Raw genomic sequence first — 22,481 nt, 5'->3', positions numbered from 1 at the left:
GGCCGATGCGAACGGAGAACGCCATGCCCTACGCAGGAGACGTCACCCCCCGCGACGCCTGGGACCAGCTGACAATCGACCCCCAGACGGTCCTCGTCGACGTCCGGACCGTCGAGGAGTGGCTCGAGGTCGGCGTCCCCGACTCGCCGAGCGACGACAAGCCCGTCCGCTTCGTCGAGTGGGCCACGCACGACGGCCCCAACCCGCGCTTCCTCGCACAGCTTGAGGCCGCAGGCGTCGCCAAGGACGCGACGGTCCTCTTCCTGTGCCGCTCGGGCGGCCGTTCGGTCGCCGCGGCCGAGGCCGCAACGGCCGCCGGCTGGGCGTCGTCGTACAACGTGCTGCAGGGCTTCGAGGGCGACTTCGACGCGCTCGGCGGCCGCACCGTCAACGGCTGGCTCAACGCGGGCCTGCCGACGACGTCGTACGCCGGGCCCGTCGAGTGAGCCGCGGCCCCCTGCCCGAGGGGCTGCGCCCCGCGACGCTCGCGGTGCGCGGCGGCCAGGAGCGCACCCCGTACGACGAGACCGCGGAGCCGCTCTTCCTCACGCAGGGCTACATCTACCCGACGGCCGCCGAGTGCGAGGCCGCGTTCACGGGCGAGATCGACCGCTACGTCTACTCGCGCTACGGCAACCCGACGGTGACGAACTTCGAGGAGCGGCTGCGTCTCCTCGAGGGCGCCGAGGCGTGCTTCGCGACCGCGACGGGCATGTCCGCGGTGTTCACGGCGCTCGCCGCGGTGTGCCGTGCTGGCTCGCGCGTCGTCGCGTCGCATGCTCTGTTCGGCTCGACGCTCGTCGTGCTCACGGACATCCTCGCGGGCTGGGGCGTCGTCACCGAGCTCGTCGACGGCCACGACGTCGAGCAGTGGCGGGCCGCGCTCGCGACGCCCGCCGACGTCGTGTTCTTCGAGTCGCCGTCGAACCCCATGATGGACATCGTCGACATGCGCGCGGTCGCGGACCTCGCGCACGCGGCGGGCGCGATCGTCATGGTCGACAACGTCTTCGCGACGCCCGTCCTCTCACGGCCGCTCGAGTTCGGCGCGGACGTCGTCATCTACTCCGCGACGAAGCACATCGACGGGCAGGGGCGCGTCCTCGGCGGCGCGATCCTCGGCTCCGAGGAGTTCGTCCACGGGCCGGTCCAGCACCTGGTGCGCAACACGGGCCCGACGATGTCCGCGTTCAACGCGTGGGTGCTGCTCAAGGCGCTCGAGACGCTTCCGCTGCGCGTGCGCGCGCAGTCCGCGGCCGCGCTCGAGGTCGCGACGGCGCTCGAGGCCGATGACCGCGTCGCGCAGGTCCGCTACCCGTACCTCGCGTCGCACCCGCAGCACGAGCTCGCGGTGCGGCAGCAGTCGGCGGGCGGCACGGTCGTGACGTTCGACCTCGCGGTGCCCGACGGCACGTCGCCCGAGGCTGCGAAGGAGCGGACGTTCCGCTTCCTCGACGCGCTGCAGGTCATCGACATCTCGAACAACCTCGGTGACGCGAAGTCGCTCGTCACGCACCCGGCGACGACGACGCACAAGAAGGTCGGGGCCGAGGGCCGCGCGCGCGTCGGCATCGGCGAGACGACGGTGCGCCTCTCGGTGGGTCTCGAGGACGTCGAGGACCTCCTGGCAGACCTCCGCCAGGCGCTCGACGCATAGCCCAGCAGCGGCGCTCGTCGGCCACAGCTCGGCTACCCGCAAATTTGTGCCCTACCCGCGAGTCTGAACTTGCGGGTAGGGCACAGACTTGCGGGTAGCCGGATCACCTCCGGAGGAAGAGCTCCGGTCGAGGCGCCAGCGGGACGGGCCGGTGGCCAGCAATGGCCCGACGCAGACGCCCCTCGAAGAGGTCCGGCGTGCTGAGCTGCCGGGCAGTCATCCGCACGAACGTCCAGCCCTGCGCACGGATCGCGTCCTCGCGGTCCTTCTCGGCAGCGACGACCCGCGCCGGGTCTCCCCCGGCGAGGTCGTCGTACTTCACCTGGCCGTCGTACTCGACGACGAGCCGCAGCTCGGGCCAGGCCATGTCGACGTAGAAGACTCCGATATCCGTGACGATCTCGAGCTGCGTCGTCGGACGTGGAAGCCCGAACGCGAGCGCCCGGACGCGCGTCCACGACTCCCACGGAGACTCGGCGCCGTCGTCCGCGTGCTCGAGCGCCACCCTCGCGCGACGGGACCCCGGCACGCTGCCGAGGCCACGCACCGCCGCGTCGAGCGCTGCGCGCGGAATGCCCGCGCGCAGCGCGCGGTCGAGCACGACCACACCGTCGCGCACCGGATTGAACCGCGCGATGTCGAGCGCGGTCCGGACGACGCCGGTCACCCGCGCACCGTTGACCGTGACGATCTCGTCCTCGTGGACCGCGGCGGTGTGCACTGCCAGGTCAGGCGCTGTGCCTCGTCCGGGGAAGCCCCGCCTCCCGACGTGAGTCTTCGCAGGTATGTACCACACGTCGAGCCCATGGACGAGCGCCGCGCTCTGGTGCACGAGCGTCTCCGGGACGCCACGCACCTGGGCCCGCGCGACGACCGCCGAGATGCCGGCGAGCGCACGCGCGCGCTCGTGGTCGAAGGTGGTCGGACGTGCATACCGCTCGGCAGCGAGCCGCTGGGCTGCGTCGTCGAGGTCCATCCGCGAGACGTAGGCACCTGACCGGGCCTTGACCCAGGAACCGTCGCGGAGCATCGTCCGCACCGTCGTGGGATCGAGCTGCGAGGCAAGGTGGATCGGGAGGAGTTGCCTCGGTGACAGTGGGACGATGCGCTCTCGGCGGGCCATGAACGCAGCCGACCATCTCTGCGACCAGCTCGCAGCAGACGAATCTCGACCTGTGGATGCCCACCCCGCAAACCCACCTGTGCACAACCCTCCCCCGCCCGACCCCGCCCCGCCCCGGACGCGCGCCGGACCGTGCCATGCACCCGCAAGTTTGTGCGCTACCCGCAAGTTCGAACTTGCGGGTAGCGCACAAACCCGCGGGTAGGCGAGCTCGGGCGTCTGGCCCGCCACCGCGGCCGGGCGCGGCCGAGCCAAAGGTCCCATCATTCCTTCGGAGGTAGCCTGTTGAATTCTGGACAGAGCATCCCAGGAGGACACCCATGACCGTCGTCTCGCCCGTCCGTCCCACCGGCGGACCCACCGACCCCGGACGCGTCGTCGTCGTCGGCGCCGGCATGGTCGCGCACCGCCTCGTCGAGCAGATGCTCGCCCGCGGCGAGCACGCCGCCTGGGAGATCACCGTCCTCGGTGACGAGCCGTACCGCCCATACGACCGCGTGCACCTCTCGGAGTTCTTCGACGGCCGCGACGCCGACGCCCTCGCGCTCGCCCCGACGGTGTGGGACGACGCGCGCGTCACGCTCCGCACCGGCGACGCGGTCGCGAGCATCGACCGCGACGAGCAGGTCGTCGTCACGCGCGCGGGCGTGCGCGTCCCGTACGACAACCTCGTCCTCGCGACAGGCTCGTGGGCATGGACGCCACGGACGACGGGCATCGAGCTCCCGGGCGTCGTGTCCTACCGCACGCTCGACGACGTCTCGGCGCTGCGCGACTGGATCCAGGCCCGCGAGGACACGCTCGGCCGTCCCCTGCGGGGCGCGGTCGTCGGCGGCGGCGTCCTCGGTCTCGAGGCCGCGAGCGCGCTGCAGCGCCTCGGCGCGCACGCGACGGTCGTCGAGTTCGCCGATCGTCTCATGTCCGTCCAGCTCGATGAGGGCGGCGGTGAGACGCTGCGCGTCCGCATCGCCGACATGGGTGTCGACGTGCGCCTCGGGACGGGTGCGACGCGCCTCGTCGCGGCTCCCGACGGCGCGGTTGGCCTGCTCGTCCTGTCCGACGGGTCGACGCTCGACGTCGACGTCGTCGTCTTCTCCACGGGCATCCGCCCGCGCGACCGCCTCGCGCGGGAGTCTGGCCTGGCGATCGGCGAGCGCGGCGGCGTCGTCGTCGGTCCGACGTGCCGGACGTCGGACCCGTTCGTGTGGGCGATCGGCGAGGTCGCGTCGTACGAGGGCGTGTGCGCGGGTCTCGTCGCGCCGGGCAACGCGCAGGCGGACGTCGTCGTCGACCAGCTGCTCGGCGGCACCGCCGAGTACGCCCCCGCGCCCGAGGGCACGAAGCTCAAGGGCGTCCTCCACGACGGTGTGCCGGTCGAGGCCGCGTCGTTCGGTGACGTCAACGCGCTCACGCCGGGCGCGCTCGAGGTGACGTTCGCGGACCCCGTCGCGAAGACGTACAAGAAGCTTGTCGTGTCCGACGACGCGCGCACGCTCCTCGGCGGCGTGTTCGTCGGCGACGCGGCGCTCTACTCGAGCCTGCGGCCCATGCTGGGCCGCGCCCTCGGCGCGGACCCGAGCGCGTTCCTCGCGCCCGAGGGCGGCGCGGCGGTGCCGAGCGCGGACCTGCCCGACGACGTCGTCGTGTGCTCGTGCGCGAACGTCACGGCCGGGACGGTGCGCGGCGCGGTGACCGAGCACGGCTGCACGTCCGTCGCGGACGTCAAGAAGTGCACGAAGGCGGGCACGATCTGCGGCTCGTGCGTGCCGCTCCTCACGAAGCTCGTCAACACCCAGCTCGAGGCGTCGGGCGTCGAGGTGTCGCGTGCGATGTGCGAGCACTTCCCGATGACGCGCGCCGACCTCTTCGCGCTCGTCAAGGCCGAGGGGCTGAGGACGTTCTCCGAGGTCGTCGCGGCGCACGGCACGGGTCGCGGCTGCGTCGTCTGCAAGCCGGTCGTCGCGTCGATCCTCTCGTCCCTCGGCGTCGGGCACGTTCTCGACCCCGCGAACGCTCCTCTGCAGGACACGAACGACCACGCGCTCGCCAACATGCAGAAGGACGGCACGTACTCCGTCATCCCTCGCATCCCCGGCGGCGAGATCACCCCGGAGAAGCTCGCCGTCATCGCGGACGTCGCACGCGAGTACGGCCTCTACACGCGCATCACGGGTGCGCAGCGCATCGGCATGTTCGGTGCGCGCCTCGAGCAGCTCCCGGCGATCTGGCAGCGGCTCGTCGACGCGGGCATGGAGTCGGGGCAGGCGTACGGCAAGTCGCTGCGTGCGGTGAAGTCGTGCGTCGGGCAGTCGTGGTGCCGCTTCGGCGTGCAGGACTCCGTCGGCATGGGTGTGCGCCTCGAGCTGCGCTACCGGGGCCTGCGGGCGCCGCACAAGTTCAAGGTCGGCGTCTCGGGCTGCGCGCGCGAGTGCGCGGAGGCCCGCGGCAAGGACGTCGGCGTCATCGCGACGGAGCGCGGCTGGAACGTCTACGTCGGCGGCAACGGCGGCTTCACGCCGCGGCACGCAGAGCTGCTCGCGGAGGACCTCGACGACGAGATGCTGCTGCGCGTCATCGACCGGTTCCTCGCGTACTACATCCGCTCGGCCGACCGTCTGCAGCGGACGGCACCGTGGGTCGCGGACTATCCGGGCGGCATCGCCGAGCTCCGCAAGGTGCTCGTCGACGACACGCTCGGCATCTGCGAGGACCTCGAGGCGTCGATCGCGGCGCACGTCGAGGCGTACGAGGACGAGTGGGCGGCGACGCTCGCCGACCCGGTGCGCCTGGCGCGGTTCGCGTCGTTCGTCAATGCGCCCGACACCCCCGATCCGGACCTCGCGTACACGCCCGAGCGCGGGCAGGTGCGCCCGGCCCGTCTGGGCGAGGTCTCGGACCCGAACCCTGTCATCGCGCGGACCATCGCGGTCCGCCCGTCCGACGTCGAGATGGAGGATGCCCTGTGACTAGGTGGACCCCGGTGTGCGAGCTCGCGGCGCTCGACCCGGAGCGCGGCGTGGCCGCGCTCGTCGACGGCGTGCAGGTCGCGCTGTTCCTGCTCGACGACGGCCGTGTGCTCGGCGTCGCCAACCACGATCCGTTCTCGGGCGCGAACGTTGTCTCGCGCGGGATCGTCGGGACGCACGGTGAGCGCACGACGGTGACGTCGCCCATGCACAAGCAGGTGTGGGACCTCGTCACGGGCGAGTGCCTCGACGCGGCTGGCAAGGATCCGGTCGATCTGGCGGTGTTCGCGGTCGAGGTGCGTGACGGGACAGTGCACGTCGGCTCGTGACGCGTCGGGTCACGGCATCTCGGGTGCGACCGTGTCGTGTCGCGCGAGGACAGCGCGTGGAGCCGAGGCGAGGCGTCCCGCGGCAGCCCTGCCGCGGGACGACGCTCGTCGAGGAGACCGCTCGTCGCGAGAGGTCGGGCCCGGCCGCTCCGGCCGGGCCCGACGGACTCACGGGTAGTACTTGGTGCCCCGGATGACGACGCCCACGTGCGTAGCGTCGGGCTTCTCACGGACGTCCTGGAGGATCCCGAAGGTCTTGATCTCGGACTTGCCGTTGGCGTACTTCAGGAGGATCCGCCCCTTGCTGAGGATCTTGTACGTCCCGCGCTCGTCGTCCGACCCGCCGATGAACCAGCTGCCCCCGACCGTCGTGCTCGTGAGGCCCTTGCGCCGCTCGACGAACTTTCCGTTCTTCGCGAGCTGGAGTCGCCACGTGTACGTGTAGCACGTCTTTCCGTACCCATAGCCGCAGCCGCTCGAGCCCTGGTGGACGAGCTTAGTCGCGAGACGGGTGCCCGCCTTGGGGATCGAGACCGGCACGTAGGAGTCGACGGGAGCCCCCTTGCGCGGTGGCAGCATGAGCGCCTTGCTCGTCACCTTGCCGGTGCGGTTGCCGACCTTGACCTTGCCGGTCTTGGGCGAGTACGTGTAGCGGACGCAGTCCTTCTTGCCGCTCTTGCACACGGGCCGGCCCTTCTGGGCGATGCCTGTGTAGGCCCAGCGCTTGTCGACGAACCAGACCATGCGATTCTGCCAGGCCTCGTCCAGGCTCGAGTCAGCGCCCCAGTAGAGGCGTCCCGAGAGCGACTTCGGCGTCGTCGTGCGCTTCGCGGGCAGGATGACTTGCTTCGCGGTGGCCTTGTGCCCTCCGGATGCCGTTGCCGTGAGCGTGGCGGTGCGGGTCTTGTTCGACGCGATGCGCACCCTGATCTTCTTCGTCACCTGCTTGCCGGGCTTGATGGTCCCGACCGAGACCTTCGATGACGATGTCTTGACCCCGGCTCCCTTGATCCGGACGACGACCTTTGTGGCGGTCGCGTCGCCGTTGTTGCGGACGCGCACCTTGACGGTCTTCCACCTGCCGACCGTGGCTCCTGCCCGCGGCGTGAGGGCGACGAGCTCGAGCTCGGGCGCCTTGCGACGCTCCTCGGTGAGGCCGTACCAGGCTGACTCCTGGTACGTCGTGCCGCTCGCGATCGTTGCCGCGTACGCGCACGTGTAGACGGTGGTCCCGAGCTCGCTGCGGCCGGAGGCCGTCACGCTTCCGGTCGATCCGGACACCTCACGGGAGGAAGGGATCGTCGTGCCGCTCGGCAGGAGCACGGCGGCGTGGTCGTTCGCACCCGCATGGAGGGCGAGCCCGAGGCTCGCGCTGCAGGTCCCGCCGCTCGAGCGGCCGACGAACACGTAGAGCGCTGCGGGATCACCTGCGGGTTGCGGCGACGACCAGGTGGCTGTGGCCCGCACGGTCTTGGCGGCGACGTCCTGGACGACGGCCACCTTGGTGACACGCGGCATGCCCGCTGGTGGGTTCCCAGGAAGTGACGTGAAGCTGACCGAACGCTTGATGACGGGCTGCTGCGCAGCGTGAGCGACCTGCTCGCTCCCGGGGGAAGCGGGCACGAGCACGCTTCCGACGAGTGCCGCTGACAGGACGAGGGAGCGTGCCGCCCATCGTCTGCGCCGCGTCGTGGGGCGCCGAGGCGCCCCCGTGCGGCGGTTGCCGCCCACCATGCGAATCGCGCCTGTGCCCATGGTTGCCTCCGCTCGCGCTCATGCGCCTCAGCCCACCCGTCACCAGACGCTAACCGAGATCGGACGTGCTGGCATCCGGGGCGAGCCGGTCCGGCCCGCGAGTCGGGCGTAGGCCCCAGGGACTCACCCGTGGCGGAGCATCCACTCGGTGTTCGCGTCGCGGCCGCCGTCGGGGTCGGGGGCCGCCTCGGTCTCGATGCTCGCGACGAGCGTGCGCGGGTCGACGGGCTCCGGGAGGTGCCGGAAGCGGGCGGCAGGGTCTGCGCTCGGCGTCTCGGTGGTGTCCGGCGTGGGTGTTCCGAGGTCGTCGAGCGTGGTGTCGGCAGGGTCGGGGGCTGCACCGTTCGTCATGGCACGAACGTATCCGCCCGCGCTGCGGTCGCGCCAGAGTGTCAGAGGTCGAGCGCGAAGAAGAGCGCCGTCGCCGAGCCTGCGTGCTCTCCGAACGGGTAGACGGGCCGGAACCCGAGCGACCGGTAGAGGGTCACCGCAGCGGGCTGGCGCACCCCGGTGACGAGCACGAGCCGCCGTGCGCCGCGGTCGCGCGCGATCATCACGAGCTCGTTCATGACGGCGCGGGCGACGCCCCAGCGGCGGGCCTCGGGCGTGACGTACACCTTGACGACCTCGAGCAGGCCGTCCTCGTCGTCCGTGCCGGCGGGGGCCGTCGCGAGGGAGCCGCAGCCGACGACGGCGTCGTCGCGCCGCGCAAGGACCGTGCTGACGACGCGTTCGCCGAGGGCTGCGTCGACGACCTCGAAGCCACCGGCGCTCGCGACGGCCTTGCTGAGGTGCGGGTAGTGCGGTTCAACCTCGTCCGTCTGAAAGCGGGCGCGCAGGTCGCGTCCGGCCGGGTCGTCCCAGGCCGTGCGCGTCACGACGACGGGCAGCGGCAGGTCCTTCGCGAAGCAGCGGGAGTCGGGCTCGCCCCAGTACTCGCCGTACTGCTCGATCGGCTGGTAGTTCTCGCCGAGGTAGAGGCCCATGGACTCGGGCTGCTGCGTGCCGGTCTCGAGGAGGATGCGGCGCATGCCGAGCGCGAGCGCGCGGACCTCGAGCGCGCGCAGGAGGAGCCGCGAGAGGCCGCGGCCGCGGTGGCCGGGCGCGACGTAGAGGCGCTTGAGCTCGACGGTTCCGGGGGCGTGGATGATGCCCGACGGGTCGTCGGTCCCTGAGATGTCGCGGAGCGCACCGAACCCGACAGGATCACCGTCGACGTGCAGCATGACGGCCGCGACGATGGTGGCCGCGTTGACGCCGTGATACGCCTCGTCGGTCGGGCCTGGAGGTGGGGTGGGCGCGGGCTTGCCGCGCGGCCTGGGGTCCGTGCCGGGGTCGTGAGGATCGTCGGGCGGGGCGGCGTCGTCGGAGCCGTACCGGAGGGCAATCTCCGCCTGCTGCGCGGCGCGCAGCCGCGCGCCGTCAGCGTCGTCCCACGGGACGTCCGTGAGGGTCACGCCGGCCGGGAGCACCCCGGCGGCCGAGGCCCCGGGGTGCCCGGCGCTCATGCGTGGACGAGTGAGGCGATGACGGACGTGAAGAACCGCAGGCCGTCCGTGCCGGCTTTGGCACCGTGCTCGGAGTCGGGGCCGAAGCCGGCCTCGACGGCGTGCTCGGGGTGCGGCATGAGGCCGACGACGTTGCCGCGTGCGTTGGTGATGCCGGCGATGCCGCGGCGCGAGCCGTTGGGGTTGACGCCCTCGTAGCGGAACGCGACGCGGCCCTCCCCCTCGAGCTCGTCGAGCGTGCGCTCGTCGGCGACGTACTGGCCGTCTTGGTTCTTCAGCGGGATCGTGATGCGCTCGCCAGCCGCGTACTCGTTCGTCCAGACGGTCGAGGCGTTCTCGACGGTGAGGACCTGCTCGCGGCAGATGAAATGCAGGTGGTTGTTCTTGATCATCGAGCCCGGCAGCAGATGCGACTCGGTGAGGAGCTGGAAGCCGTTGCAGATGCCGAGGACGGGCAGCCCGCCGTGGGCGGCGTCGACGATCTTGTCCATCATGGGCGCGAAGCGTGCGATCGCGCCGGCGCGCAGGTAGTCGCCGTAGGAGAACCCGCCGGGCAGGACGACGGCGTCGACGCCCTGGAGGTCGTCGTCCGCGTGCCAGAGCGCGACGGCCTCGGCGCCCGCGAGGCGCACAGCACGTGCGGCGTCGCGGTCGTCAAGCGTGCCGGGGAAGGTGACGACGCCGATACGGGCGCCGGTCGCGGCGGCCATCAGCTCGCGTCCGCGACGCGGACGACGTCCTCGATGACCGGGTTCGAGAGCAGCGTCTCCGCCGCCTGCTGCGCCGCGGCGAGGATCTCGGGGGTCACGGGACCCTCGACCTCGAGCTCGAAGCGCTTGCCCTGGCGGACGCTCGTGAACTGGGTGAAGCCGAGACGGGGCAGCGCCCCGACGACGGCCTTGCCCTGCGGGTCGAGGATCTCGGGCTTGGGCATGACATCGACGACAACGCGTCCCACGGGGTGCTCCTGAGGATCTCGCGGACTCGGGGTCCGACGGTCGTGAGGGTTTCGCGGCCAGCCTACCGCCCCGCTCCTGCGGTCCCTCGCGGGAACCACACGCTGGACACCTGTCCCCGAGACAGGGGGGTCGTTCGAGGCCGGGGACGGTCGGCCTCTGTCCCGCGGTCAGCGGGGGCGGGGGGAACGGGAGAGGGGGACGACCAGAGGGGTACCCGTCACCGGATCCGGCACCACGCGGCATCGCAGTCCGAACACCTCCTCGACGATCGCCTCCGTGACGACGTCGGCCGGTGCGCCCTCCGCGACGATCCGCCCGTCCTTCATCGCGACGAGGTGGTGCGCGTAGCGCGCCGCAAGGTTGAGGTCGTGCAGCACCATGACGACGGTCCGGCCAAGGTCACGGTTGAGATCCGCCAGAAGGTCGAGCACGTCGACCTGGTGGGCGACGTCAAGAAACGTCGTCGGCTCGTCGAGCAGCAGCAACGGCGTGCGCTGCGCGAGCGTCATGGCGATCCACACTCGCTGGCGCTGCCCGCCCGAGAGCTCGTCGACCGACCGGCCGGCCAGGTCGAGGGCGCCCGTGAGCTCGAGCGCGTCGGCCACGGCGGCGTCGTCGTCGGGCGTCCACCGGCGCAGCCAGCCCTGGTGCGGGTAGCGGCCTCGCCCCACGAGGTCGGCAACCGTGATGCCGTCGGGCGCGATCGGCGTCTGAGGCAGCAGGCCGAGCACGCGCGCGACGTCCTTCGTCGGGCGGCTCGCGATGTCCGCGCCGTCGAGCAGCACCGCGCCCGAGCGCGGCGCGAGCAGGCGCGCGAGCCCGCGCAGGAGCGTCGACTTGCCGCACGCGTTCGCGCCGACGACGACCGTGACCTTCCCCGGCGGGATCGTCACCGTGAGGTCGTCGACGACGAGCCGCTCCCCGTAGCCGAGGCTCAGCCCCGCGGCCGCGAGCGTGTGCTCAGCGTGGTTCATCTATCCACCTTCCCCGGAACGGTTCGCCCGCGCCAGGAGCCACAGCAGGACGGGCGCGCCGAGCACACCCGTGACGACACCGACGGGCAGCGCCGTCGGCAGGAGGGAGGTCGCGACGAGGTCCGCCGCGAGGACGAGGCACGCGCCCGTGAGCGCGGACGCGCCGAGGGAGACGCCTCCCCCGGTGAGGCGCCGGGCGAGCGGACCCGAGAGGAACGCGACGAACGCGACGGGTCCCGCCGCGGCCGTCGCGACCGCCGCGAGCGCGACGGCGACGACGAGGAGTCCCGCCTTCGCGGGCTCGACACGCGCGCCGAGGCCGGCCGCCGCGTCGTCGCCGAGCTCGAGCGCGCGCAGCCGCAGCGCGGCGAGCGCCGCAAGCGGTAGCAGCACCGCGAGCGCGGCCCACAGCACGGGCACCTGGTCCCACGACGCACGCGAGAGCGAGCCCGTGATCCACACGAGCGCGCGCGACGCCTCCGTGACCTCCGCGCGCGTGAGCCCCCACGCGGTCACCGCGTTGAGGACCGCCGCGACGCCCACACCGACGAGCACAAAGCGGTAGCCGGAGATCGTGCCGCGCCGCGCGAGCACGTAGATGCCGGCCGCCGTCACGAGCGCGCCCCCGAACGCGACGGGCGCGACCGCGACCGCGCCGAGCCCGCCGACCGTCATGCCGAGGACCGCCGCGGCGCTCGCGCCCGCCGTGATGCCAATGACGTCAGGGCTCGCGAGCGGGTTGCGCACGAGCGTCTGGATGATCGTGCCCGACGCGCCGAAGGCCGCGCCCACGCCGAGCGCGACGAGCAGCCGGGGCAGCCGCTGCTCCATGACGATGAACGTCGCGCCCGGGATCTGCTCCCCGCCGAGGATCCGCACGACGTCGACGAGCGCGACCTTGAACGGCCCGAGCGTCAGCGTGACGACGACAAGCGCAACCACCAGGACGACGAGCACTGCCGCGACCGTCGCGCAACGGCGTCGGCCGCGCGCGCGGACAGCGCGGACGCGGTTCACGGCGGCGTCGGGTGCCGGGCGCTCAGGAGCGCTGCGAGCGTCGGGCGCGGGTCCCGCGTCGCGCGCGGCCGCGGCCGCGCTCACAGCTCCGCCAACCGACGACGGCGCACGAGCGCGACGAACACGGGCGCCCCGACGACGGCCGTGACGAGCCCGACCTCGAGCTGCCCAGGCGCCGCGACGACCCGCCCGAGGACGTCGGACACGACGAGCAGCGCCGCCCCCAGGAGCGCCGAGTACGGCAGCAGCCACCGGTGGTCCGGCCCCGTGATCGCACGGCCGACGTGCGGCACGACGAGCCCGACGAACGCGATGGGCCCCGCGAGCGCCGTCGCCGCCCCGCACAGCAGGACGACGGCCACGCCGACGATCGCGCGCGCCCGCCCCACGTGCTGACCGAGGCCCCGCGCGACGTCCTCGCCGAGCGCGGCCGCGTCGAGCATGCGGCCCGACGCGAGCGCGAGCACCGCCCCCACCACGAGGAACGGGGCGAGCTCCGCGACCTGGCTGAGGTCCCGCCCGCCGACCGAGCCGACCTGCCAGAACCGGAACGTGTCGAGCGCGTCCGTGCGCGTCACGAGCACCGCCGTGACGAGGCTCGTGAGCGCAGCCGCGACGCACGCCCCCGCGAGCGCGAGCTTGACGGGCGTCGCCCCCTCGCGGCCCGCGGACGCGACGAGGTGCACGACGACGGCCGCGGCCGCCGCCCCCACGAAGGCGAACCACACGTAGCCGCGCGGGTCGCTCACCCTCGCGACGAAGATCCCGAGGACGACCGCCGCGCTCGCACCCGCGTTGATCCCGAGGATCCCCGGGTCGCCCAGCGGGTTGCGCGTGAGTCCCTGCATGAGCGTCCCGGCGAGACCGAGCGCCGCGCCGACGACGAGCGCGACGGCCGTGCGCGGCACCCGCGACCGTACGGCGGCATGGTCGAAGCTCGTCGGGTCGAACGCGGTGAGCGCGTGCCACGCGTCGAGCGGTGCCACCTGCCGCGCGCCGACCCCCACCGAAACGACCGCGAGCACAGCGAGCAGCACGAGCCCGACGACGAGCCCCGCGGCGAGCGCGGGCGCACGGCGCAGCGGCCGCACCCGTCCGGGTGCGGCCGCTGCGGGCGCGGTCGTCGTCATTGCGTCAGAGCTTGCCGACGGCCTCGACGAGCTTCGGCACGTACGCGTCGATCGCCCACGGCACCGACAACGGCGACGGCGCCGACGTCGAGAGGTTGAACGTCGGGTCGTCGAGCACGACGACCGAGCCGCGCTGGATCGCGGGGATCTTGCCGAGCAGCGGGTCCTTCGTCACGGCCTCGAGGTGTGCGGCGTCGTCGACGTACGCGAGGACGACGTCCGCGTCGATCTCGTCGACGAGCTCGGCCGAGAGGGTCCCGAAGAAGTCGTCGGTGCCCTGCGAGAGCTCCGTGATCTTCGGCGCGTCGACCATGCCGAGCGCCTTGACGAACTGCACGCGCGCGTCCGACGCCGTGTAGTAGTAGACGCTCGACGGGTCGGACGACGTGAACGACAGGTACGCGAAGCTCTTGCCCTGGATCTGCGGGTTCGCGGCGACCGCGTCGGCGATCTTCTTCTCGATCTGCGCCTTGACCTCGGTGGCCTTCGCCTCGCGGCCGAGGGCCTTGCCCGTCGTCGTCAGCTGGTCCTGCCACGACGTGCCCCACGCGGCGCCCGGGTACGCGACGGTCCTCGCGGCCTTCGAGAGCTTGTCGTAGTCGGCCTTCTCGAAGCCGCCGTAGACGCCGAGGACGAGGTCCGGGGCGGCCTTCGCGAGACCGTCGTAGTCGAAGCCGTCAGCCTCGTCGAGGAGCGCGGGCGTCTGCGCGCCGAGGCCCGTGAGCGCGTCCTTCACCCACGGCAGAAGGCCGTCCGCGTCGCCGCCGTACGCCGCGAACGGCATCGCGACGGGCACGACGCCGAGCGCGAGCGCAGCGTCCTGGTTGGCCCACGAGATCGCGGCGACCCGCTGCGGCTGCGCGTCGATCGTCGTGCTGCCGAAGACGTGGTCGATCGTCACGGGGAACGCGGCGCTCCCGGCGGTCGTGGGGGCGGGCGTCATCGTGGTGCCGCCCGGGGTGTCGGTCGTGCACGCGGCGAGCGCCGTCGCAGCGAGCAGGCCGGTGACAGCGGCCGCGAGCGCGCGGCTGCGGCGGGTGCGTGAGGGGGTCACGTCGGTGGTGCCTTTCGTCGGTGGCGGGCGCGACGGTGCGCGCCCTGCGTGTCAGCGTCCCGCGAGGACTCGTGTCGCGCGGGTCAGCACTCGGCGCGGCCGAGCCGCCAGTAGCCCATGAAGGCCACCCAGCGGCGGTCGGCACCGAGGTCCTGGACGAGGTGGCGGCGCAGGTCACGCACGGTCGCGGCCTCCCCGGCGATCCAGGCGTAGCACCCGTCAGCGGCCCCGGAGGGCTCGGCGGGCGAGTCTGCTGCGCCGGCCACGCCTGCGAGGGCGCGGACGGCGGGTGTGTCCCAGAGGATCGTCGTGTCGACGTCGACGTCCTCGACGGGCTCGGGCAGCCGGGCGTGGCCGAGCCCGCACGAGCGGCCGACCGCGCACACGCTGCAGCCGTCGACGCGCGCAGCCATGGCACGGCGCACCGCATCGTCAAGGCGGGCACCGTGCGGGAGCGGCGCGCCGTCGTGCTCGGCGACGAGCGTGCCGCCGGGGAGCTCACGGCCGCGTGCCGGAAGTCCCGGGGTCCGCGGGAGCCAGGTGAGGCGGACCCCTGCGGGCAGGGTGAGGTCGAGGGCGTCGTCGGGCGTCGGGATCTCGACGTAGGCCTCGGCGTCCGTGCCGGGGGCGAGCTGCTCGCAGATCGCAGCGATCGCGGGGGCAGCGGTCTCGTCGCCCGCGAGGACGACGCGGCGCGTGCCGGGAGGCGGTGACCACTCGAGCCCAACCGGGGCGCCGTCCCAGTCGGCGTCCGGTCCGGAGAGGACGGCGGTCGTGCCGTGGACGAGGTCGGCGGCCCAGCGGGAGGCGGGGCCGGCCGAAGGGCCGGTGCCGTGGAGGACCATGTCGACGTCGAGCTCGGTCGCGGTGCCCTCGCCGCGGATCGCGCGGACGGTGTAGGTGCGGATGGGGTTGCGGTGCTCGACGGGGGTGGTGCGCCAGCGGGCGAACCAGTCGTCGCCGTCGAAGTCGCTCGCGCGGGCAGGGGTACCGTCGGGCGTCGGGAGCGCCAGCTTGAGACGCTGGTCGAGGCCGGCACGGCCGAGGTGCGCGAGGTCCGGGCCGACGAACGTCACGCGGACGAACGACGGCGAGAGCCGTGCGACGCGTGCGACGGTGACGTCGAACGCGCGGTAGGCGGACGCGGTGCGAGCGCGTCGCACCCGGGCGACCGTCGAAGTAGGCATGCCTAACTATGGCATGCCTAACCTCAACACTGAAAGGTGACCCCGCTCACACCCTGCCTCCCCCCCTGTCCGCGAGATAGCGTTCCTGCGTCGAGTTAGCGCGTGACGCGCGCTATCTCGACGCAGGAACGCTATCTCGGGGGACGGGCTGGGCGCTCGAGCAGGGGCGGGACCGGCTCGTCAGGGAAGAGTGTCCGCCACGTCGCCCGGCTCACCCGACGACCCCATGCGGGGACGAGGCACGGCCCGAGCAGCCCCACGGGCACGACGCACGCCGCCACGAGGGTGATGACCAACCCGCCCTGCCACCAGGCGTACAGCTGCATGAGCGCGAGCGGCACGAAGAAGGCCAGCTGCGCCGGCAGGCGCAGCCAGGGACTGAGCGCAACGTCGACGATCCATGCGCGATGCGCAGCCCGGTCCCGCGCCGAGACGCGCCACCCGAACCCGGTGAGCATCCGCACCCGCAGCGGAGGCCGCTCCCGACGCCGCAGCGCCCACCCGCCGCGCGCGAGCGCAAGGCCCTCGCGCAGGCCGAGCCGACGCCGCCCGGGCTCGGCGAGCTCGAGGGCCGTCGCGACGAGGTCGTCACCGAACGTCACGCGCCACCGGCGCGGGTACGCGTTCATCCAGCGGCGCACGGAACGCTCGAACGCGTCGGCCGACGACGACGTACGGCCCGACGCCGCAGCGCCCGACGACGACACCCGCTCCGCCGCGCCACCCGCCCCGGGCCGCACCATCCCCGTCATGCGACACCGCCCACGACCCCGTCGGGGCCGGGCGCACCGAGGGCTCCGAGCGCGGCCCGGCCGCGCGCCGCAAGCTCCGCGAGACGGAGGGTCTCGGCGCGCGCCGCGCGGAGGCCGTCGTCGGTGAGCCGGTAGTAGCGGCGGGCGCGGCCGTCGGCGATCTCCTCGCCGTCGTCGGCGACGAGCCCTGCACCGAGGAGCCGTTCGAGGTTGCCGTAGAGCGTGCCGGCGCCGAGGGAGACGTCGCCGTCGGAGATCTCACGCACGCGGCCCGCGAGGCCGTACCCGTGCTGCCGCCCGTCGGCGAGCGCGAGGAGGAGCAGGTACGCCTGCTGCGTCATGCGAAACGAAGTCATGACAGATATATATCGCGCGACGACGTATCCGCACAACCCGCTTCCGCGTGCGAGGCCCCCGGGGGTAGGGGTCCACCGACCCCTACCCCGAGCACGCACCCCTATCTCGCGAGAGGGGTGCCCGTGAGGCGGGCGTACGCCTCCTCGTAGCGTTCGCGGGTCGCGTCGACGACCTCCGCCGGGAGCGCCGGCGGCTCCTCCCCGCTCGCCCGGTCCCAGCCCGACGCCGGCGAGACGAGCCAGTCACGGACGTGCTGCTTGTCGAAGCTCGGCTGGGCGCGCCCCGGCTGCCACTCGTCCGCGGGCCAGAACCGCGACGAGTCCGGCGTGAGCACCTCGTCACCGAGGACGATCTCGCCCGTCACCGGGTCGACGCCGAACTCGAGCTTCGTGTCCGCGAGGATGATCCCGCGCTCCCGCGCAAGCTCCGCGGCCCGCGAGTAGACCTCGAGGGTGAGCGCACGCAGCCGCGCCGCGTTCTCGACACCGATCCGCGAGACCACGACGTCGAACGACACGTTCTCGTCGTGCTCGCCGACCTCCGCCTTCGTCGCGGGCGTGAAGATCGGCTCCGGCAGGCGCGAACCGTCCTCGAGGCCGTCGGGCAGCGGCACCCCGCACACCGTGCGCGACGCCCGGTACTCGAGGAGCCCCGAGCCCGTGAGGTAGCCGCGCGCGACGCACTCGACGGGGAACATCTCGAGGCGGCGGCAGATCATCGCGCGCCCCGCGACCTCGGCGGGCACGAGACCGTCGCCCGGTGTCACGGAGACCTCGGTGGAGACGACGTGGTTGTCGACGACGTCCGCGAGCTGCTCGAACCACCACAGGCTCAGCTGCGTGAGGACCTCGCCCTTGCCGGGGATCTCGCTCTCGAGGACGAAGTCGTACGCCGAGATGCGGTCGGACGCGACGACGAGCACGACGTCGCCGAGCGGGTGCTCACCGACGGGCTCATAGAGGTCGCGCACCTTGCCCGAGTACACGTGGCGCCAGCCCGGCAGGTCGCGTGCGGCGCCGCCGCCCGGCACCGCCGGGGCGGTGCTTGCCGGCACGGCGGCGCCCGGCACGGTGATCGGCTCGCCGATCCCCGCGGCGCGTGCCGCGATGTCGCTGCGGTGGTGGGAGCCGGGCAGGGTGATGCGGCCGACGCCCGCGTACGCGGCGTCGCGCGCCGCGGCAACGTCGCTGCCGACGCCGACGACGGACAGGACGCGCCCGCCCGACGCGACGAGCGCGCCACCGGCGACGGACGTCCCGGCATGGAGCACGTGCACCCCGTCCACAGCCTCCGCGTCAGCGATGCCGTCCACAGGGTCGCCCGAGCGGACGTCCGCCGGGTACCCGTGCGCCGCGACGACGACGGTCACCGCGGCGTCTTCGGACCACTCGAGCGCACCGAGCTCCGCAAGCGTGCCCGTCGCGGACGCGAGCAGCACCCGCGACAGCGGCGTGCGCAGGCGCGCGAGCACGACCTGCGTCTCCGGGTCCCCGAAGCGCGCGTTGAACTCGACAACCCGCGTCCCCTTCGACGTGAGAGCCAGACCGACGTAGAGGATGCCGGCGAACGGCGTGCCGCGGCGCGCCATCTCGTCGATCGTCGGCTGCGCGACGTGCCGCACAACCTCGTCGACGAGGCCCGCGGGCGCCCACGGCAGCGGCGAGTAGGCGCCCATGCCGCCCGTGTTCGGGCCCGCATCGTCGTCGTGCGCACGCTTGAAGTCCTGGGCGGGCTGCAGCGGCACGACGGTCGTCCCGTCGGACACGCAGAACAGCGAGACCTCGGGGCCGTCGAGGAACTCCTCGAGGACGACACGACCCTCAGCGCCGCGCGCCTCGAGGCACGCGGTGCCGTGCGCGAGCGCCTCCGCACGGTCCGTCGTCACGACGACGCCCTTGCCCGCCGCGAGCCCGTCGTCCTTGACGACGTACGGCGCACCGAGCTCGTCGAGCCCCGCCTCGAGCTCTGCGACCGTCGTGCACACGACGGGACGGGCCGTCGGCACGCCGGCGGCCGCCATGACCTCCTTCGCGAAGGCCTTCGAACCCTCGAGCTGCGCCGCAGCGGCGTCCGGCCCGAAGACCGGGAAGCCCGCGGCGCGCAGGGCGTCACCGACGCCCGCGACGAGCGGCGCCTCCGGACCGACGACGACGAGCTCCGCGTCGAGCGACCGCGCGAGCGCGACGACCGCGTCGGCGTCGGTCGCGACGACCGCGTGCAGCGTCGCGAGCCCACCGATGCCGGGGTTGCCGGGCGCGGCGTGCAGCTCGTGCGCGTCCTCCGACGCGAGGGAGTGGACGATGGCGTGCTCGCGGGCACCTGTTCCCAGGACGAGGATCTTCACGCGGGGAATCCTACGGGCGCGGCGGCGCGCGCGCCGGGGCCGTCCATCCCCCGCTCGCACGCGTTCTTCACGAACTCTCACCTGATCCGACGGCCGTTCCACGCCACCAGCGACGGCGCGACCAGTAGATTCGACGCGTGCCCGCCACTACGCGCCTCATCCGCCACGCCCAGCCTCGCCGCGACCACCGAGCCCTGCGGGCGACCGGTCTCACCCTCGCCGGCATCCTCGCCTTCGGCGGGACCGCCGCCGCGATGGTCAACAGCGACCTGCAGCGGTCCCTCAACGTCCAGAACATCGACGGTCTGCTCGGGACGGACCGGCCGACGATCGTCGAGGACCCGAGCGACCCGTACGCGGGCAAGCAGCTCAACATCCTCGTCATGGGCACCGACCTGCGCGACGCCGAGAACGAGGCGATCGCTGGCAAGGCCGACACGATGGCGTCGGACACGACGATGCTCGTCCACATCTCGGGCGACCGGAAGAACGTCGAGGTCGTCTCGATCCCTCGCGACTCGATGGTCGCCCTGCCTGCGTGCACGACGGGTGACGGCGGCACGTCGTACGCGAGCGACTATGCGATGTTCAACTCGGCCTTCGCGCTCGGGGGCGGCAGCGCACAGAACCTCGAGACCGCCGCGGCTTGCACCATCAAGGCCGTCGAGCAGCTCACGGGCGTGCGCATCACGAGTCACGTCGTGCTGAAGATGACGGGCGTCGTTGATGTTGTCGACGCACTCGGTGGTGTCGAGGTCGACCTGCCCGAGCCCATTCACGGCGACAAGAAGTACTCGAACATCGACCTTCCTGCGGGCAAGCAGACGCTCGACGGCCGCACGTCGATCGAGTTCCTCCGCGTCCGCAAGGGCACGGGCATGGGCCTCGAGCAGCGCTCGGACCTCACGCGCATCACGCGTCAGCAGTTCTTCCTCGACGCAATGGTCGACCAGATCCTCTCGCAGAACCTCGTCACCGACTCCCCCAAGCTCTACGGCGTCGTGAAGTCGGTCCTCGCGGCCATCAGCACGAGCCCCGACCTCGGCACGACGTCGGCCCTCGCGGGCCTCGCGTTCTCCCTCAAGGACACCCCGAGCGAGAACATCGTCTTCACCGAGCTGCCGCTCGGCACGGACCCGCGCGACAAGAACCGCGTCGTGTGGCTCCCCGAGGCCGACGAGATCTGGCAGCGCATCATCCACGACGAGCCGGCGCCGAAGCCGACCGACGAGCCCACGGACGGCGCGACGGACACGTCGACCGAGAAGGCGACCGCGGGCGCCAACGCCTGACCCCGACGCCCCGACGCATTGACGGAGCCCCACCGTTCGACGGTGAGGCTCCGTCAATGCGTCCGGGACGTGTGGACCGCTGCGCGCGTCACAGCCCGCAGACAGGTCCGCCCCCGGTCGCGCTGCGACCGGGGGCGGACCTCACGTGCGGGGCTCGGCTCAGACGAGCTCGTGACGGACGATCGTCTGCTCGCGGTCCGGGCCGACGCCGATGACGCTCATGCGCGAGCCCGACATCCCCTCGAGCGCCAGGACGTACGCCTGGGCGTTCGCCGGCAGGTCCTCGAACGTGCGGGCCCCCGTGATGTCCTCGGTCCAACCGGGGAAGTACTCGAGGATCGGCTTCGCGTGGTGGAAGTCCGACTGGTCGAGCGGCATCTCGTCGAACCGCGTGCCGTCGACGTCGTACGCGACACACACGGGGATCTGCTCGAGACCCGTGAGGACGTCGAGCTTCGTGAGCGCGAAGTCGGTGAGCCCGTTGACCCGCGCGGAGTAGCGCGCGATGACGGCGTCGTACCAGCCGCAGCGGCGCGGACGGCCGGTCGTCACACCGAACTCGCCGCCCGTCGTGCGAAGGAACTCACCCATGTCGTCGTGGAGCTCGGTCGGGAACGGGCCCTCGCCGACGCGCGTCGTGTACGCCTTGATGACACCGACGACGCGGTCGATCCGGGTGGGGCCGATGCCCGAGCCCGTGCAGACGCCGCCAGCGGTCGCGTTCGACGACGTGACGAACGGGTACGTGCCGTGGTCGACGTCGAGCATCGTCGCCTGGCCACCCTCGAAGAGGACGGTCTTGCCCGCATCGAGCGCCTCGTTGAGGACGAGCGAGGTGTCCGCGACCATGGGGCGCAGACGCTCGGCGTACGCGAGCAGCTCCTCGACGGTCTCGTCGACCGTGATGGCCCGACGGTTGTACACCTTGACGAGCAGGTGATTCTTCTGGTCGAGAGAACCCTCGATCTTCTGGCGCAGGATGTTCTCGTCGAAGAGGTCCTGGACGCGGATGCCGACGCGGTTGATCTTGTCCGCATACGCGGGGCCGATGCCGCGGCCGGTCGTGCCGATGCGACGCTTGCCGAGGAAGCGCTCGGACACCTTGTCGAGGGTGCGGTGGAACGGCGCGATGACGTGCGCCGCCGAGGAGACGAGCAGGCGCGAGACGTCGACGCCGCGCGCGACGAGCGCGTCGAGCTCCTGGAAGAGCACCTCGATGTCGACGACGACGCCGTTGCCGATGACGGGCGTGACGCCCGGCGAGAGGATGCCCGACGGCAGGAGGTGGAGCGCGTACTTCTCGCTCCCGACGACGACCGTGTGGCCGGCGTTGTTGCCACCGTTGAACTTCACGACGAAGTCGACCTGGGAGCCGAGCTGGTCCGTCGCCTTGCCCTTGCCCTCGTCGCCCCACTGGGCGCCGACGACCACGATCGCTGGCATGTGGATCACCGCTTCCGAAGCTGTCCTCGTGACGGCCGGGCGGCTGCGCCTCTCACCGGGGGCCGGCGACAGCGGCCGGGATCCCACGTGAGTCTACCGGACCCGCGCGGCGCGACTCCGGGACGGTCGGATCGTGTCAGGCTCCTGCGAGCGCGTCGAGGGCGGCCGGGTCGACGCCGCAGTCGTGGACGAAGGCCGTACAGCGTTCGGCCTCGTCGTCCTCTCCGATCGCGCGGGCCGCGCGGGCGAGCGCGGCGAGCGCCCGGAGGAAGCCTGCGTTGGGCTCGTGAGTGAGCGGAACCTCGCCGACGCCGCGCCAGCCGGCGCGGCGCAGCGCGTCGAGGCCACGGTGGTAGCCGGTGCGCGCGTAGGCGTACGACGCGACCGCATCGGCGGCGAGGCTCGCCTCGGCGAGCAGCGCCCACGCGAGGGACGACGACGGCACCCGGCGCGCGGCCTCGCGGACGGGCATGCCGTCGCCGAGCAGAGCGCGCACGGTCGCGTCGGGCCCGTCGGCCGGCAGGTGCGTGACGATCCGGCCAAGGTCGAGGCGCTCGGGGCGGGGGCCATTGGGTGAGGTCATGGCGCCATCGTGCCACGCCCCCGGCGGGGCGTGGCGTGCCGACGTCGCAGC

General features: G+C 72.7%; 21 protein-coding genes. 5 read left to right on the top strand and 16 right to left on the bottom strand.

Annotated elements, in window-relative coordinates; genetic code table 11:
* Nucleotides 1-23 precede the first annotated feature (23 nt).
* Together IGS67_RS00355 and IGS67_RS00350 are read left to right on the top strand one after the other, a co-directional pair.
* Nucleotides 24-446, top strand: a complete 423-nt coding sequence (locus IGS67_RS00355) for a rhodanese-like domain-containing protein (RefSeq protein WP_102509951.1) — start codon at nt 24-26, stop codon at nt 444-446.
* On the top strand, nt 443-1,657 hold the full coding sequence (locus tag IGS67_RS00350) for an O-succinylhomoserine sulfhydrylase (RefSeq protein WP_328741228.1): 1,215 nt from the start codon (nt 443-445) through the stop codon (nt 1,655-1,657). The genes IGS67_RS00355 and IGS67_RS00350 overlap by 4 nt, the downstream gene beginning before the upstream one ends.
* A gap of 103 nt (nt 1,658-1,760) precedes the next feature.
* Here IGS67_RS00350 and IGS67_RS00345 read toward each other — a convergent pair whose 3' ends face one another.
* Nucleotides 1,761-2,687: a hypothetical protein gene (locus IGS67_RS00345; RefSeq protein ID WP_192276629.1), complete on the bottom strand. Its 927-nt coding sequence runs from the start codon at nt 2,685-2,687 to the stop codon at nt 1,761-1,763.
* A gap of 413 nt (nt 2,688-3,100) precedes the next feature.
* On the opposite strand from IGS67_RS00345, the gene nirB reads away from it, so the two are divergent.
* Entirely contained in the window at nt 3,101-5,746 is a 2,646-nt protein-coding gene (nirB, locus tag IGS67_RS00340; RefSeq protein WP_192276626.1) for a nitrite reductase large subunit NirB, read from the top strand.
* The gene (gene nirD / locus IGS67_RS00335; RefSeq protein ID WP_192276623.1) at nt 5,743-6,075 is read left to right on the top strand and encodes a nitrite reductase small subunit NirD; all 333 of its coding nucleotides are present in this window, start codon (nt 5,743-5,745) and stop codon (nt 6,073-6,075) included. Before nirB ends, nirD begins: the two co-directional genes overlap by 4 nt.
* Before the next feature lie 168 nt (nt 6,076-6,243).
* Here the strand turns inward: nirD and IGS67_RS00330 are convergent, their stop codons facing one another.
* The 13 genes from IGS67_RS00330 to purD all read right to left on the bottom strand — a co-directional run bounded on the left by IGS67_RS00330 (nt 6,244) and on the right by purD (nt 19,112).
* Entirely contained in the window at nt 6,244-7,593 is a 1,350-nt protein-coding gene (locus IGS67_RS00330; RefSeq protein ID WP_192276620.1) for a COG1470 family protein, read from the bottom strand.
* Between the two features lie 360 nt (nt 7,594-7,953).
* The gene (locus tag IGS67_RS00325) at nt 7,954-8,181 is read right to left on the bottom strand and encodes a hypothetical protein (protein WP_192276616.1); all 228 of its coding nucleotides are present in this window, start codon (nt 8,179-8,181) and stop codon (nt 7,954-7,956) included.
* Nucleotides 8,182-8,222: 41 nt separating this feature from the next.
* On the bottom strand, nt 8,223-9,338 hold the full coding sequence (locus IGS67_RS00320) for a GNAT family N-acetyltransferase (protein WP_192276613.1): 1,116 nt from the start codon (nt 9,336-9,338) through the stop codon (nt 8,223-8,225).
* Complete coding sequence (gene purQ / locus IGS67_RS00315) at nt 9,335-10,048, bottom strand: phosphoribosylformylglycinamidine synthase subunit PurQ (RefSeq protein WP_192276610.1); 714 nt, start codon at nt 10,046-10,048, stop codon at nt 9,335-9,337. The genes IGS67_RS00320 and purQ overlap by 4 nt, the downstream gene beginning before the upstream one ends.
* Nucleotides 10,048-10,296: a phosphoribosylformylglycinamidine synthase subunit PurS gene (gene purS / locus IGS67_RS00310; protein ID WP_192276607.1), complete on the bottom strand. Its 249-nt coding sequence runs from the start codon at nt 10,294-10,296 to the stop codon at nt 10,048-10,050. The genes purQ and purS overlap by 1 nt, the downstream gene beginning before the upstream one ends.
* 168 nt (nt 10,297-10,464) lie before the next feature.
* Nucleotides 10,465-11,271 (bottom strand): ABC transporter ATP-binding protein, encoded by an 807-nt coding sequence (locus IGS67_RS00305; protein WP_192276604.1) that lies wholly within the window; start codon nt 11,269-11,271, stop codon nt 10,465-10,467.
* Nucleotides 11,272-12,372 (bottom strand): FecCD family ABC transporter permease, encoded by a 1,101-nt coding sequence (locus IGS67_RS00300; RefSeq protein WP_192276601.1) that lies wholly within the window; start codon nt 12,370-12,372, stop codon nt 11,272-11,274. It lies immediately after the preceding gene.
* Nucleotides 12,369-13,418: a FecCD family ABC transporter permease gene (locus IGS67_RS00295; RefSeq protein ID WP_192276597.1), complete on the bottom strand. Its 1,050-nt coding sequence runs from the start codon at nt 13,416-13,418 to the stop codon at nt 12,369-12,371. Before IGS67_RS00295 ends, IGS67_RS00300 begins: the two co-directional genes overlap by 4 nt.
* Before the next feature lie 4 nt (nt 13,419-13,422).
* Nucleotides 13,423-14,472: an iron-siderophore ABC transporter substrate-binding protein gene (locus IGS67_RS00290; RefSeq protein ID WP_192276594.1), complete on the bottom strand. Its 1,050-nt coding sequence runs from the start codon at nt 14,470-14,472 to the stop codon at nt 13,423-13,425.
* Nucleotides 14,473-14,555: 83 nt separating this feature from the next.
* Entirely contained in the window at nt 14,556-15,659 is a 1,104-nt protein-coding gene (locus IGS67_RS00285; RefSeq protein ID WP_192276591.1) for a siderophore-interacting protein, read from the bottom strand.
* A gap of 131 nt (nt 15,660-15,790) precedes the next feature.
* Nucleotides 15,791-16,411 (bottom strand): hypothetical protein, encoded by a 621-nt coding sequence (locus IGS67_RS00280; protein WP_192276588.1) that lies wholly within the window; start codon nt 16,409-16,411, stop codon nt 15,791-15,793.
* Complete coding sequence (locus tag IGS67_RS00275) at nt 16,408-16,767, bottom strand: PadR family transcriptional regulator (protein WP_235977471.1); 360 nt, start codon at nt 16,765-16,767, stop codon at nt 16,408-16,410. Before IGS67_RS00275 ends, IGS67_RS00280 begins: the two co-directional genes overlap by 4 nt.
* Nucleotides 16,768-16,868: 101 nt before the next feature.
* Nucleotides 16,869-19,112, bottom strand: coding sequence for a phosphoribosylamine--glycine ligase (purD, locus tag IGS67_RS00270; protein ID WP_192276585.1), 2,244 nt, complete (start codon nt 19,110-19,112; stop codon nt 16,869-16,871).
* Between the two features lie 137 nt (nt 19,113-19,249).
* On the opposite strand from purD, the gene IGS67_RS00265 reads away from it, so the two are divergent.
* On the top strand, nt 19,250-20,404 hold the full coding sequence (locus tag IGS67_RS00265) for an LCP family protein (RefSeq protein ID WP_192276582.1): 1,155 nt from the start codon (nt 19,250-19,252) through the stop codon (nt 20,402-20,404).
* Between the two features lie 159 nt (nt 20,405-20,563).
* Here IGS67_RS00265 and IGS67_RS00260 read toward each other — a convergent pair whose 3' ends face one another.
* Nucleotides 20,564-21,847, bottom strand: a complete 1,284-nt coding sequence (locus IGS67_RS00260) for an adenylosuccinate synthase (protein ID WP_192276579.1) — start codon at nt 21,845-21,847, stop codon at nt 20,564-20,566.
* Nucleotides 21,848-21,983: 136 nt separating this feature from the next.
* Nucleotides 21,984-22,430 (bottom strand): DUF3151 family protein, encoded by a 447-nt coding sequence (locus IGS67_RS00255; RefSeq protein WP_192276576.1) that lies wholly within the window; start codon nt 22,428-22,430, stop codon nt 21,984-21,986.
* Between the last annotated feature and the right edge of the window lie 51 nt (nt 22,431-22,481).

It is taken from the genome of Flavimobilis rhizosphaerae, assembly GCF_014852685.1.
GTDB lineage: Bacteria > Actinomycetota > Actinomycetes > Actinomycetales > Cellulomonadaceae > Flavimobilis > Flavimobilis rhizosphaerae.
This window is presented reverse-complemented; position numbering and strand designations above follow the sequence as displayed.

Excerpts from the sequence above, each read along its gene's own strand:
- IGS67_RS00355 (WP_102509951.1), top strand. The coding sequence starts at position 24 with ATGCCCTACGCAGGAGACGTCACCCCCCGCGACGCCTGGGACCAGCTG.
- IGS67_RS00345 (WP_192276629.1), bottom strand. The coding sequence starts at position 2,687 with ATGCTCCGCGACGGTTCCTGGGTCAAGGCCCGGTCAGGTGCCTACGTC.
- nirB (WP_192276626.1), top strand. The coding sequence starts at position 3,101 with ATGACCGTCGTCTCGCCCGTCCGTCCCACCGGCGGACCCACCGACCCC.
- IGS67_RS00330 (WP_192276620.1), bottom strand. The coding sequence starts at position 7,593 with ATGCCGCGTGTCACCAAGGTGGCCGTCGTCCAGGACGTCGCCGCCAAG.
- IGS67_RS00325 (WP_192276616.1), bottom strand. The coding sequence starts at position 8,181 with ATGACGAACGGTGCAGCCCCCGACCCTGCCGACACCACGCTCGACGAC.
- IGS67_RS00320 (WP_192276613.1), bottom strand. The coding sequence starts at position 9,338 with ATGAGCGCCGGGCACCCCGGGGCCTCGGCCGCCGGGGTGCTCCCGGCC.
- purQ (WP_192276610.1), bottom strand. The coding sequence starts at position 10,048 with ATGGCCGCCGCGACCGGCGCCCGTATCGGCGTCGTCACCTTCCCCGGC.
- IGS67_RS00305 (WP_192276604.1), bottom strand. The coding sequence starts at position 11,271 with ATGAACCACGCTGAGCACACGCTCGCGGCCGCGGGGCTGAGCCTCGGC.
- IGS67_RS00295 (WP_192276597.1), bottom strand. The coding sequence starts at position 13,418 with ATGACGACGACCGCGCCCGCAGCGGCCGCACCCGGACGGGTGCGGCCG.
- IGS67_RS00285 (WP_192276591.1), bottom strand. The coding sequence starts at position 15,659 with ATGCCTACTTCGACGGTCGCCCGGGTGCGACGCGCTCGCACCGCGTCC.
- IGS67_RS00280 (WP_192276588.1), bottom strand. The coding sequence starts at position 16,411 with ATGACGGGGATGGTGCGGCCCGGGGCGGGTGGCGCGGCGGAGCGGGTG.
- IGS67_RS00275 (WP_235977471.1), bottom strand. The coding sequence starts at position 16,767 with ATGACTTCGTTTCGCATGACGCAGCAGGCGTACCTGCTCCTCCTCGCG.
- IGS67_RS00260 (WP_192276579.1), bottom strand. The coding sequence starts at position 21,847 with ATGCCAGCGATCGTGGTCGTCGGCGCCCAGTGGGGCGACGAGGGCAAG.
- IGS67_RS00255 (WP_192276576.1), bottom strand. The coding sequence starts at position 22,430 with ATGACCTCACCCAATGGCCCCCGCCCCGAGCGCCTCGACCTTGGCCGG.